Raw genomic sequence first — 12261 nt, forward strand, 5'->3', positions numbered from 1 at the left:
CCTCTAGCGCCCTTGGAACTTCGCCTCGCGCTTGTCGCGGAATGCCGCCAAACCCTCTTTGAAATCCTCACTGCGGCTCGACAACTCGAGCGCCATCGCCTCGTTCTGCAGGTGACGGTCGAGGTCGAGCCCGTTGCCACTGTGCAGCAGCCACTTGGTGAGGCCCAGCGCCACTGTGGGTGCGTCGCCAAGGCCGGTGATCAGTTCGCTTGCGACCGCGTCCAATTCGTCGGCGGGGGCCGCGGCGTGAATGATTCCCCACTCGGCCGCGGTGGTTCCGGAGATCTCGTTGCCGAGCATCAAGAGTTGCCGGGTGCGGACCATGCCGATGAGGCGGGGCAGCAGCCAGGCGGCGCCGCTGTCCGGCGTGAAACCGCGTGCCATAAAAGGTTCCCAGAACCGCGCGTCCTCGGCGGCGACGCAGAAGTCGGAAGCCAGTGCGATGTGGAATCCGAGGCCGGCGGCCCAGCCTCGCACCACGCACACGATGGGCACCTGCGTCTCGAGCATCAATGGGATGAGCCGGTTGGCCTTGTTCGGCAGTCTCCGCTGTGTGCTGCCCACCCGCGGCTTGCGCTCTGAGCGACTGTTGTTGGCGATCAGGTCGGAGCCTGCGCAGAAGTCCGGTCCTTGGGCATCGATCAGGATGACACGCACCGACTCGTCGGTGCCGGCCGCGACCAAATGCGAGATCATCGCGTCGAGCATCACGTCGTTGACCGCGTTACGGCGCTCGGCACGGTCGAAGTTCAGGTGCAGGACCTGACCGTGTTGTTCGGCGCCGAGGCCGGGCACGCTGTCGTAACTCATGGCCTCAGCGCTCGGCGAACCCTGCCGACACCGCGGTCAGCAGGTCGGCGAGGTTGGTCGCGCCGCCCGGCGGATCAGGTAGCCGGACGGGGCCGCGTTCGCGGCTCGGCAACAGGATCGTGGCGTGTCCGGGAGCCGTGACCTGGCCACGGTGGTTCGTCGCCGCAAGTTCGAGGTCGACGGCGGGCCGGTCGCTCTCGGCGAGATATTTGCGTACCACTTTGCCGGTGATCGTGTGCAGGTCGCTGACGTAGTTGAAGAGCCGAAACTCGCAGTCGAGCTTCCACAGCCAGGCGTCGTCGCCCATCCAGTCCGTGCACAGGTGGATCAGCCAGGTCTCGCGCATGCGGCCGTAGTCGAAGGTGGTGGGGTTGCCCGCATTGCGGGCCGCGTCCGGTTCCCAGTGCACGCGCTGCTGCACATCGGGGACACCGTGTTCGTTGGGCGTGTAGAAACGGGGAATGCGTTGCCTGTTGCGCCACGCCAGCCGCAGGGGCCGTACGCCGTACATCCCGGTGCCCATGCCGACGTGCCAGCAGACCATGTCGGTTACCGTCAGCGGGCCTTTGGTCAAGGGGCCGACGTCGTCGCCCTCATCGACGTCCTCCCACCATCGCGGTTCGCCGCCGCGCGGCGACTCGCGCGCGTATCTTTCGTCCAAATCGGCGATCTCGTCCGGCGTCCACGACTTCAGTTCGACGGTCTCGTACTTCTTGCGTCCGCGGGCCTTGCCGCGCTCGGTGCGGATCATGTTGCGGTACTGCGCACCCAGAATGATGCCCTCGTCGTCGCGGAACACCTGCGCCGACCATTCGTGCACGGCGCGCTCGGCGAATTCGCTGCTCTTGTCCAGCGCCGCAACCAGAGCGTTGCGCCGGAAGACCCGATGATTCGCCCGCAGCGGCGCCCACCATTCCCGTCCGGAGGAGGCGTAGAAGGCGTGGACGCCGCGCAGCGGGTCGCCTTTGGTCAGCGCTCGGTCCTCGTCGGAGAGCGTGGTCACCTCGTCCTCACCGATCAGCGTGTCGCCCCCCACGAGCGCCGGCGGCGCGATGGACTCACCCCAGATGGATTTGGCGGCGTACTCCGGATCAGCCCACAGCGGGTTGGCGTCGCCGTAGCTCTCCGCCACGTGGCGGAAGCAGTCCTCGTTCGGGCGGTAGTAGTGCGGCGGCTGGGTGTGTGGAACGGCGATACCGATGGTAGAGCGCAACCGGGCCAGTCCCTCGTCGGTAATCTGACCCGTCGCCGGCATGGAAATTAAGATACCCGAAAAGCGGAAACGCCGTTAACGCAGGGATGAGTCAGATGAGTGAAGAACGATCAGGCATCGTGGTAGGCGTCACCGACGGCGGGGTGCAACGAATCACCATCGACCGCGCCGATGTCGGAAACTCGCTGTCGCCCTTGGCGCGTGACGTGCTCACGGAGGCATTCACGCGAGCGAACGACGATCCCGCGATCCGCGCCGTGCTGTTGGGCGCCACGGGTGACCGACACTTCTGCACCGGCGCGGGCTTGGCGCCGCAGACGGGGGACGCAGTTGCACAATCGAAACCCGTCGCCGAGAAACGGCCCGGCGACATCGCTCGCATGCTCCAGCAGGGCTGGCAGCGGTTGGTGGCGTCGGTATTGGATTGCGACAAACCCGTGGTCGCCGCGGTCAAGGGCACCGCCGCGGGCGCCGGGGCCAGCCTGGTCCTGGCGTGCGACCTCGTCGTCATGTCAACGGAGGCAAAGCTTGTCGAGGCGTTCGTGCACCGCGGGATCCTGCCGGATTCGGGCGCCATTCACTTGCTGACCAGAATTGTGGGGCTGCGCAAGGCGACCGAACTGCTGATGCTCGGCGAGCCTGTCGACGCTGTCACCTGCGAAAGGCTCGGACTTGTCAACCGGGTGACCGCAGCCGACGAAACCGACGCCACGGCGGAAGAAATCGCTGGACGCCTCGCTGCTGGGCCGACCGTGATGCTGGCGCTCACCAAGCGGTTGTTGTCCGTTTCATCGGAGTCCGGGCGCGATCGCGCCTTCGAACAGGAAGCCTGGGCGCAGGAGGTGGTGTCGCGGACCGCTGACCTGCAAGAGGGCCTGCGGTCGTTCGCCGAGCGGCGCCCCCCACGGTTCCAGGGAATCTGAATGCTCAACCCTGCTCAACCCTGCTCAACCCGTTGGGGGCCACCGCGAATGGTAAACGCGGAGCTGTCGTCGATCTCGTCGATCGACGATGCCACCGACTCCGCAGTCAGCGACGTGTCCTCGATTCCCTTGGTGACACCGATGAACACCCGTGACACCTTGCCTGCGCCTACCGAGTAGATGTGCGCAGTGCGGTCACAGCTGCGGTGTGCCAGGTAGACGACCACGGGCGTAACGAGTTCGGGGTCCATCTTCTTACCGGCCTCACCCATGATGTCCTCGGTCATTCGCGTGCGCGCGATGGGCGCAATGGCGTTGACGGCGATGCCGTTGCGGGCGCCCTCGATCGCAAGAACGTGCATCATGCCGACGAGACCCATTTTCGCCGCGCCATAGTTGGCCTGACCGAAGTTGCCGAAAAGGCCGGTGCCCGAGGTCGTCTGAACGATCCGCCCGTAATTCTGCTCCCGCATGACCGGCCACACCGCCCGCGTCACATTGAAGGCGCCGGACAGGTGCACGGCGATGACCGCATCCACCTGCTCGGCGGTCATGTTTTTGAACGCGGCGTCGCGCAGGATCCCGGCATTGTTGACCAGTACGTCGATCCGCCCGAAGGCATCGATCGCCGCCGCCGCGATCGCGGCACCGCCCTCCTCGGTGGCGACCGAGTCGCCGTTTGCGATCGCGGTTCCCCCCGCGGCTGTGATCTCGTCGACCACCGCTTGAGCCGCTGACGTCGACGCGCCGCTGCCGTCCACCGAACTGCCCAGGTCGTTCACCACGACACGTGCACCACGCCGGGCGAGCTCCAGGGCGTGGCAGCGGCCGAGTCCGCCGCCGGCTCCGGTAACGATGGCCACCTGGTTGTCGAAAGTCATTGACTGCATGGGTGAGAGGTTACATTTACCTAATCGAGAGCGAACATTTGCATCGGAGGACAAACCCATGACCGGCCCGGCTGAGTTGTTACGACATGCGCGCCGGCGAGCCGAACGGGTGCGACCGGGGTACCGCGCGGCCGGATTCTGGTCGGCGGAACCGCTCGATGTGGTGAGATCCGCCGCGGCCCGACACGCCACCCGGCTGGCCGTGGCGGATCGCGACGCCGAACTGACCTACGCCGAACTGGACAGGCGGGTGGATGCGGCCGCTTTCGCGATGGCCGATTCCGGCGTGGTTGCGGGCAGCGCGATCGTGCTGGTGGTCGGCAACGACGTGGACTCGGTGGTGGCCGTTCACGCGGCGCTGCGAGTCGATGCGGTGGTGCTGCTCGTGCCGCGCAGCGCCGGGTCCAGGCAACTCGCCGACATCCTCACCCGCACCGGGGCGCGGTTCGGCGCGGCGCCGAACTGGACGGCGATCAACCAGCCGGAACTGTCCGTGGGTTGTCATTGGATCGAACTGGGTGACCGCGACCGAGTTGACGCCGACCCGCCGCACCCCGCGCGGTCAGCGGACGAACCGTCCTTCGTGCTCTACACCTCAGGCACTACGTCTCGACCCAAGGGCGTGATCCATTCGCTGAGCACGTTGGCCAAGGCGTCGGCGAACTACATCACCGCAGCGGGCCTCGGGTCGGACGACCGGATCTTTCTGATCAGTCCGCTGGCGTCGGTCACCGGGGTGCTGCAAGCGCTGTTCATCGCTCCGATGCTCGCGATACCGGTGATTCTCGAGGATCGTTGGGATCGGTCGGCGACTTCCGACTTGCTGACCAGCTCAGGCGCGACGTGGTACGGGGGCCCCGACCGGCTGCTGGCCCAAATGCTCGACGAGGCCGCAGCGCGCGGCGCTGACGTCGCGCTACGCGCGGTGTATCTGGGCGGCACGATGCTTGACCGGCGGATCGTCGAACGTGTCGAAGACGAATTCGGCATCGTCGTCATGCGCGCCTACGGATCCTCGGAGATCCCGGTCAGCACGTCGGGCCTGCGGACCGAATCCCGAGAAGCGCGTCACGCGGACGACGGAGTGGCGCTCGGCGACGTCGATGTGCGGGTCGGATCCGTGGCCGAACCCACCGAGTGCTGCGTCAAGGGCCCCCACACTTTTCTCGGATATACCGATGCCGCGGACGACGAGCACGGGTTCGAGGGTGAGTGGTTCCGCACCGGCGACGTGGCGGAGGTCATCGACGGGCGGGTGCGGATCATCGGTCGCATCAAGGACATCGTGATTCGCAACGGGTTGAAGATTCCGGCCGCCGAAGTGGAGGAGGCCGTTTCGCGGATGGACGGAGTCCGCGAGTGTGCCGCCTACTCGGTCGCCGACGACACCACCGGTGAGCGACTGGCGATGGCGGTCGTGCTCGAAGGGGACGTCGAGATCTCGCTGGCCGAGGTCGCCCGGGCGCTCGTCGCGCAGGGTCTGCCGAAATACAAACTGCCCGAGGAGCTGGTGCTCTGGGACGAGCCGCTTCCCGTCAACGCGAACGGCAAGATCGACCGCACCAAGCTCGACGCGCGATCGGCGGGGCGCCGGCGGCTCCTGGCCGACCGAGTTGCCACTACCCGGTAGCCGGATGGAAAACCGGGACCAGGAATCCGTCCTCGTCGTCGCGGAAGGCAAGGACCAATTCCATGTCCGCGCGCAGATCACCGACGCGGCAACGCTCCACGACCGTCATCAGCCGCGGCCCCTCCTCGAGATCCACCATTGCCAGCACGTAGGGCGTCCGCGCGTCAAAGGGTGCGCCATTCTGGTGAATGACGCTCCACGTGTAAAGCCGCGCGCGTCCGGTGGCCGGCACCAACTCCACGTCCTCACTCCAGCAGAGTGGACAGAACGGCCGCGCGTACAACGACGTCCGAGCGCAGGAGCGGCAGGCGTTGACCATCAGCCTGCGGTCCTGCGTGGCCGACCACCATGCTTGGCCGTCGGCGTCGATCGTGGGCCGGTCTGGAACCGTCACTACAGCCTCCCGAGGATCATCGTGGCGCTGTGGGTGAAGAAGCCTCCCATCGCGTGGACACACGCCAGGCGGGCCCCGCCGACCTGCCGCGGCCCGCATTCCCCCCGCAACTGCCGCACCGCCTCGACCATGAGGAACATTCCCCGCATACCGGGGTGACACGAGGCCAGGCCGCCGCCGTCCGTGTTAGTCGGGAGCGCCCCACCCGGGCGAAGCGCACCGGACTCGATGAAGGGCCCGCCTTCGCCCTTGGCGGAGAAGCCAAGGTCCTCCACGGTCAGCAACACGGTGGACGTGAAGGAGTCGTACAGCTGGCACACGTCGATGTCAGCCGGACTGATGCCCGCCCGCGCGAAGGCTCGCGGGCCCGAGCGCGCGGCGGCCGACGTCGTGAAATCGGCCCATTCGCTCATGCTGACGTGTGAGGTCGCGTCGGCGGCCCCGAGAATCCAAATCGGGTCCTTCGCACAATCCTTGGCCACGCGCTCGCTGGCGAGCACGACAGCGCCGCCGCCGTCGGTGCGCAGGCACACATGCTTGGTGGTGAACGGGTCGGCCAGCATCGGTGCGGCAGCAACGTCGGCTACGGTGATGCGGTCGCGCTCAAATGCGTTCTCGTTCATGGCCGCCCATTCATGGGCGGCGACGGCGACCTCAGCCAGTTGGTCGACGGTGGTGCCGAATTCGATCATGTGACGCCTGGCCACCATGGCGTATTTGGCGATCAATGTCGCGCCATAGGGCGCCTCGTACTGCAGTGCGCCACCGGTGCCCATCGCCGCAGCGGACTGGCGCACCCGGCGCTTGACGTCGGAGCGGGCGGTGGAGCCGTACGTCAACAGTGCGACCTCGATTTCCCCAGCCGCGATCGCGGCGGCGGCGTGAGCGGCCATCACTTCCCACGACGATCCGCCGACGTTGGTCGCATCGACCCAGTCGGGCCGCAGGCCCAGGTATTCGCTGACCTCCACCGGCGGAAGCAACGTCCCGTGGCCCCCGAAACCATCGATGTCCTCCTTCGTCAGGCCGGCATCGGCGACCGCCCGCCGCGACGACTGGGCCATCAGCGCCATCGCGGTCTTATCGGGAACTCGGCCGCAGTCGGACAGGGCAGCACCCACGATGGCGACGCGGTTCGACGGCATAGCTCATGGTTATCACATCGCCCCCGGGACTGATAATGGCCGTTCACGTAATCATGGAAACCATATTCTCGGTCCGCTACGGTGAGCCTATGACTCCGACGCTGCGGACCTCGTTGCGAGGAGAAGGGCTGGTGCTGTGCCTGGCGCTGCTCAACTCACGTACCCCGGACGTTCCCGCGGTCGCGGCAGCGTGCGGGTACGACGCCGTTTACGTGGATCTCGAGCACACGCCGACGTCTCTAGAGACGGCGCAGATGCTCTGTGTGAGCGCACTCGGGGCGGGAATTTCCGGTCTTGTGCGGGTCCCCTCCCACGATCCCAGCGTCATAGCGCGGGTATTGGATGCAGGGGCGGTAGGAGTCATTGTGCCGCACATCAATTCGCGAGAAGAGGCGGAAGCTGTCGTCGCGGCCGCGCGTTTTCCGCCGATCGGCCATCGGTCCATTTCGGGTCCCAACGCAGTCAGTGGATACCAACCGCGAACAGCGCCGCAATTGGTGGAGCTGCTCGAACAACGCACGGTTGTGGCTGTGATGATCGAAACCCCGGAGGCCGTCGAAGCCGCCGAGTCCATCGCCTCGCTCGACGGCATCGACATGATCCTTGTGGGACCAAGCGACCTGACCGCCGAAATGGGCATCCACGGCCAGTATGAGAATTATCATTTCCAAAGTGCAGTAGAATCTGTGGCGGCGGCTTGTCGTAGTCACGGCGTGGCGCTCGGTATGGCCGGAATAAAGTCCCTTGAGCTGCTGAATCGGTTCGTCGGACTGGGATTGCGATTCATCTCGGCGGGAACTGATGTCGGGATGATGACCGAGGCGGCCACAAGCCGTGCGCAAGCACTCCGCGGGCTGGTGAGTCACCCTGTGAAGCGATTTGACGAATGACACCGACAGCAGAAAAGCGAAGCCGAGACATCAGGAGGACCGGATGCCGACAGCCATCTACACCGAACCCGTCACCGATTCGATGGCGTGGACAGGCGCCGACTTCACGAGCAAGGAAGACTTCGCGTTCGACCTGTCGGCCCGCAATGTGGCTGCGCTGGAATCGATCCTGGCCAAGACCGCCAACAAGGACCGTGACGACATCACGCCCGAGGATGCCCGGCACCCCGATCTCGACGACGATCTAGCGCGGCTCTACCGGGAGCTGATGTTCGGCAGGGGCCTGGCATGCGTACGCGGCTTCCCCGTCGAACAGCACTCGATCGACGAGCTCGAACGCATCTACTGGGCGTTCTGCACCCACCTCGGATATCTTGTGTCGAACAACTCCTTCGGGCACCGGATGGTGCGCGTCCAGGAGGAGATCCTGCCCGGCGGCGTGCAACCCGCGCGCGGAACGAAATCCCGCGCAGAACTGGCAATGCACAACGACGCCGCCGACATCCTGTCGCTGTTGTGTGTGTATCCGGCCGCTGAGGGTGGGGAAAGCCAGTTCTCCAGCGGGCCCGCTGCGCACAATCGGGTTCTCGCCGAACGTCCGGATCTGCTCGAGGTGCTCTACCGAGGCTTCCCGCATCATCGGCGCAGTGAACAGCCCGACGACCAGCCGGACGTCACACCCTACGATGTCCCCGTCTTCTCCCAGATCGACGGACGGATCTGCATCAACTTCACCTACAGCAGCATCCTGCCCGCCATGCACGCGCTCGGCCGGGAATTCACACCCGAGGAGACCGCAGCGGTGGATCTGCTGCGCAACATCCTGGTCGAGCAGCAGGTCGAGTTCCGGCTGGAATCCGGTGAGGCCGCGGTAGCCAATAACTTCGCGATGTGCCATTCGCGATCGGATTTCGTCAGCAGCAATGACCCGAAGAAGGCGCGCTGCTTCCTGCGGGCGTGGATGGAGGTGCCGCGGGAAGATCGGCGGTTGCCGATCGGCAGGGAGTACTTCCACATGGAGAACAAGGATCTGCGGCTAGGGTACGACGTCGTCGAGGGCCGAGACGGAACCATCGCCCGGAACGACTATAAGAATGTCAACGCGGAACTGGCCGAGATGTTCAAGGCGGCTCAGGCGAAACCCAGAGTCAAGAACACGTGAGCGTTCGTCCGCGTCTGGTCTATGAACGGTGGACAGATTCGGTCGCCGGAGACATCCTCGAGGCCGGTGATATCGATCTGGTCAAGCTCGATCTGAACGCGGCCGACGAGAAAAGTTGGGCCGCACTGGAATCCGCGCACGGATACCAGGTCGCCACCCGGACCGACGTGGCTGGATACGCCGATGGTGCACAGTGGCTCGCAGGGCCGGTGTTGGTAAGGCGTTGTCAGAAGCTGCTCGCCGTGTGCTCGGCCGGCGCCGGGTATGACGTCATCGACGTCGATGCGTGCACGCGGGCCGGAATCGCGGTGTGCAACAACTCCGGCCCCGGCGCGGAGGCGGTCGCCGAGCATGCTCTGGGTTTCATGCTCGACCTGGCCAAGAAGATCACGGCCGCCGACCGGATGCTGCGGGGTGGTCCGCTCCGCGACCGGTTGGTCCTACGGGGGAGCCAACTGCTGGGGAAGACGCTCGGCGTCATTGGGCTCGGGGCCATCGGGGGCCGCCTCGTTGAGTTGTGCGCGCCGTTCGGCATGAAGGTCCTGGTCTTCGACCCCTACGTCGACGAAGCCAGCGCGCAAGCGCGCGGGGTGCAAATCGTCCCACTCGCCGAACTTCTCGAGCACTCCGACTTCGTGCAGGTGACCTGCCCGCTGACCAGTGAGACTAAGGGGCTCATCGGCAAGCCCCAGTTCGCGGCGATGAAGCCGACGGCATTCTTCATCACGACAGCGCGCGGACCCGTGCACGACGAGGCGGCGCTGCTCGATGCGCTCGTCAGTGGGGGCATCGCGGGCGCGGGCCTCGATGTGTTTCACGAAGAGCCGCCGCGCACGGACAATCCCCTCTTGCATCTCGAGAACGTGGTCGCCACACCGCACACTGCGGGCATCACCGTCGAGGCCGCCCGCGACATCGCCGTCGCCACGGCCACCCAATGGCAAACCATCTTCAGTGGCGGAATGCCGCCGCGCCTGCTCAATCCCGACGTCTGGCCGCACTACTGCGACAGGTTCCAGGGCACTTTCGGCTTTCGCCCCAGCGCCACAACGGTTTTGGAGAGTGAGGGCCACACGAGGTGACACGGTATGAAACGATCGAGGTCGAGGTCCGGGGTCACACCGCATGCGTGACCCTCAACCGTCCCGAAGTGCTCAACGCGATCAATGACGAGATGATCGCCGAATTGGGCATGGCCTACGAAGAAATCGAGGGATCGCAAGACATCTGGACGGTGATCATCACCGGTGCCGGCCGGGCATTGTGCGTCGGAGCGGACGTCAACAAGGCTGCCGACCACGACATGGAGAACGCGGCGGGAATCGACAACCAGGGCGCACCGATCCTGAGCTCCATGCGCCAGTGGGATGCACCGCAGGAGGCGACGCCGCCGTGGCTACAGATGACCAAGCCGATCATCTGCGCGGTCAACGGCATCGCTTGCGGTGCGGGGATGGACCTGGTGACGACGGCGGACATCACCATCGCGTCGGAGCGCGCGACGTTGATGGACCCTCATGTCAGCATCGGCGTGACCTCCGGGCGCGAAGGGGTCAGGCTCGCTCGGATCCTGCCGCTGCCCGTGGCGATGCGTCTGATCTTGATGGGCAGGCACGAACAACTCGACGCGCAGCGCGCCTACGACCTGGGTGTCTTCACCGAGGTGGTCGCGCACGACTCATTGATGCCCCGGGCGTGGGAAATCGCGGACATCGTGAATTCCAATGCGCCCCTGGCGGTCCGGGGATCCCGGCTGGCCGTGCGCAAGGGTCTGACGCTGCCGATATACGAGGCGGAACTGCTCGCCGAGAACTACCGCATGAAGGTCGCCCTGACCAAGGATGCCATCGAGGGACCCCGTGCCTTCTTGGAGAAGCGCAAGCCCGAGTGGAAGGCACAGTAGCGCTACGTGAGGCCAAAGAACCTTTTCGCGTTGGTGGACAACACCTTACGCTTGGTCTCCTCGTCCAAGCCTTCCGTCGCCTTATTGGCCACTTCGAGGCTTCTGGGCCAGTTGGTGTCGTTGTGCGGGTAATCCGTCTCGAACATGAGCTGGTCGGGCCCGACGAGATCGAGGATGCGGAAGGCGACCGGGTCGCCGAAGGTGGAGAAGTAAACGCGCCCAGGCACCTGGCTGCTTGGCGGTTCCGTCAGCAGCGGATGGATACCGCCCCATGCCCGACGGTCCTCCCACACCTCGTCGACTCGTTGCAGGTAGTAGGGGATCCAGCCGGCCTGTGCCTCGGCGAACGCGAGCTTGAGGTTGGGAAACTGAACGAGCTTGCCGGAGAACAGCCAATCGACCAGGGCGATGGTGCAATTGACCGCCATGAGTGCGCTGGTGACAACGTGCGGCGAATCCGGAGAGGACTTTGTCAGCGAAGAGCTCGAGCCGATGTGCAGCATGATGCCGACCTGGTTTCGCTCGCAGGCAGCGAAGAACGGGTCCCAGTAGCCGCTATGGATCGACGGCAGGTCCAGACGAGAGGGCAGCTCGGAGAAGCACACGGCGCGCATGCCCTTGGCGGCGACTCTTTCGACCTCTTTCGCGGCGAGTTCGACGTCCCAGAGCGGGATGATGCCCAGCGGAATCAGCCGGCCGTTCGAGCTACCTCCCCACTCGTCGATCTGGAAGTCGTTGTAGGCCTCGACACACAGCCTGGCGAGCTCCTTGTCCTTGCCGTACAGGAATCGTTGACCGCAGAAGCGGACAAGGGTGTTGGGGAAACATGCCGAGGCCTCGATGCCGGCGATGTCCATGTCGGCGAGCCGGTCCGCCGGACGGTAACAGCCCGGGCGCATTTCGTCGTACGTTATCGGATCGGTGGTGAGCTCGTCGAGGTCGTAGCCGGCAGCCGCGCTGATGAGCGGGATCGGGATGACTGCATCCTCGTAGCGCCAAATGTCCGCCTCGCGGCCCCCGTCGTCCTCGACGAACGCGACATCGGAAGTGACGCTCGGATCCATGCGCCCACGGGTGCGAACGATTCGCGGCCCGATGTCCCGGTAGCGCTCCGGCAGGCGGCTGGTCCACAGATCGGCCGGCTCCACCAAGTGGTCATCCGGCGAGACGATTAGGATGTCTGCACTCAACGCTGCGCTCCTTCGACCATCGCCTGCGGCTTCCGTTTGCGGCACACTGATTCAGAAAAGAGAATCACCGTTTCCACGGTACCGCATCATTCTGCTCCGAGATACCCGGGC

At 65.4% G+C, this 12261-nt stretch carries 12 protein-coding genes; 6 read left to right on the forward strand and 6 right to left on the reverse strand.

The genetic code is table 11. The features are described 5' to 3' along the window. Positions 1-3: 3 nt before the first annotated feature. On the reverse strand, positions 4-810 hold the full coding sequence (locus A5745_RS13200; RefSeq protein WP_076116445.1) for an enoyl-CoA hydratase/isomerase family protein: 807 nt from the start codon (positions 808-810) through the stop codon (positions 4-6). A 4-nt stretch (positions 811-814) separates the two neighbouring features. Beyond that, the gene (locus tag A5745_RS13205) at positions 815-2065 is read right to left on the reverse strand and encodes a hypothetical protein (RefSeq protein WP_076116447.1); all 1251 of its coding nucleotides are present in this window, start codon (positions 2063-2065) and stop codon (positions 815-817) included. Positions 2066-2109: 44 nt separating this feature from the next. On the opposite strand from A5745_RS13205, the gene A5745_RS13210 reads away from it, so the two are divergent. After that, positions 2110-2946, forward strand: a complete 837-nt coding sequence (locus A5745_RS13210; protein ID WP_076116449.1) for an enoyl-CoA hydratase/isomerase family protein — start codon at positions 2110-2112, stop codon at positions 2944-2946. A 14-nt stretch (positions 2947-2960) separates the two neighbouring features. Here the strand turns inward: A5745_RS13210 and A5745_RS13215 are convergent, their stop codons facing one another. Continuing rightward, positions 2961-3836: an SDR family NAD(P)-dependent oxidoreductase gene (locus A5745_RS13215; protein WP_076116453.1), complete on the reverse strand. Its 876-nt coding sequence runs from the start codon at positions 3834-3836 to the stop codon at positions 2961-2963. Positions 3837-3945: 109 nt separating this feature from the next. Between A5745_RS13215 and A5745_RS13220 the strand changes: the two genes are divergently transcribed. Beyond that, positions 3946-5466, forward strand: a complete 1521-nt coding sequence (locus A5745_RS13220) for a class I adenylate-forming enzyme family protein (RefSeq protein ID WP_083662915.1) — start codon at positions 3946-3948, stop codon at positions 5464-5466. Here A5745_RS13220 and A5745_RS13225 read toward each other — a convergent pair. Both A5745_RS13225 and A5745_RS13230 read right to left on the reverse strand, forming a co-directional pair. Continuing rightward, the gene (locus A5745_RS13225) at positions 5456-5860 is read right to left on the reverse strand and encodes a Zn-ribbon domain-containing OB-fold protein (RefSeq protein WP_076116459.1); all 405 of its coding nucleotides are present in this window, start codon (positions 5858-5860) and stop codon (positions 5456-5458) included. The two genes, A5745_RS13220 and A5745_RS13225, sit on opposite strands and share 11 nt — an antisense overlap. Beyond that, positions 5860-7005, reverse strand: a complete 1146-nt coding sequence (locus A5745_RS13230; protein ID WP_076116461.1) for an acetyl-CoA acetyltransferase — start codon at positions 7003-7005, stop codon at positions 5860-5862. Before A5745_RS13230 ends, A5745_RS13225 begins: the two co-directional genes overlap by 1 nt. Before the next feature lie 35 nt (positions 7006-7040). On the opposite strand from A5745_RS13230, the gene A5745_RS13235 reads away from it, so the two are divergent. From A5745_RS13235 to A5745_RS13250, 4 genes are read left to right on the forward strand one after another with little or no spacing between them, the layout of a single operon-like run. Beyond that, positions 7041-7895, forward strand: a complete 855-nt coding sequence (locus A5745_RS13235; protein WP_175879818.1) for an HpcH/HpaI aldolase/citrate lyase family protein — start codon at positions 7041-7043, stop codon at positions 7893-7895. A gap of 43 nt (positions 7896-7938) precedes the next feature. Next, positions 7939-9057 (forward strand): TauD/TfdA family dioxygenase, encoded by a 1119-nt coding sequence (locus tag A5745_RS13240; protein ID WP_076116463.1) that lies wholly within the window; start codon positions 7939-7941, stop codon positions 9055-9057. After that, positions 9054-10139, forward strand: coding sequence for a hydroxyacid dehydrogenase (locus A5745_RS13245; RefSeq protein WP_076116465.1), 1086 nt, complete (start codon positions 9054-9056; stop codon positions 10137-10139). Before A5745_RS13240 ends, A5745_RS13245 begins: the two co-directional genes overlap by 4 nt. Then, positions 10136-10960, forward strand: a complete 825-nt coding sequence (locus tag A5745_RS13250; protein ID WP_076116467.1) for an enoyl-CoA hydratase/isomerase family protein — start codon at positions 10136-10138, stop codon at positions 10958-10960. Before A5745_RS13245 ends, A5745_RS13250 begins: the two co-directional genes overlap by 4 nt. Positions 10961-10962: 2 nt before the next feature. Here the strand turns inward: A5745_RS13250 and A5745_RS13255 are convergent, their stop codons facing one another. Beyond that, a complete protein-coding gene (locus A5745_RS13255; protein ID WP_076116469.1) occupies positions 10963-12150 on the reverse strand; it encodes an amidohydrolase family protein in 1188 nt (395 codons plus the stop codon). Positions 12151-12261 lie beyond the last annotated feature (111 nt).

Source organism: Mycobacterium sp. IS-2888 (assembly GCF_001954215.1).
In the GTDB taxonomy this organism is placed as follows: Bacteria; Actinomycetota; Actinomycetes; order Mycobacteriales; family Mycobacteriaceae; genus Mycobacterium.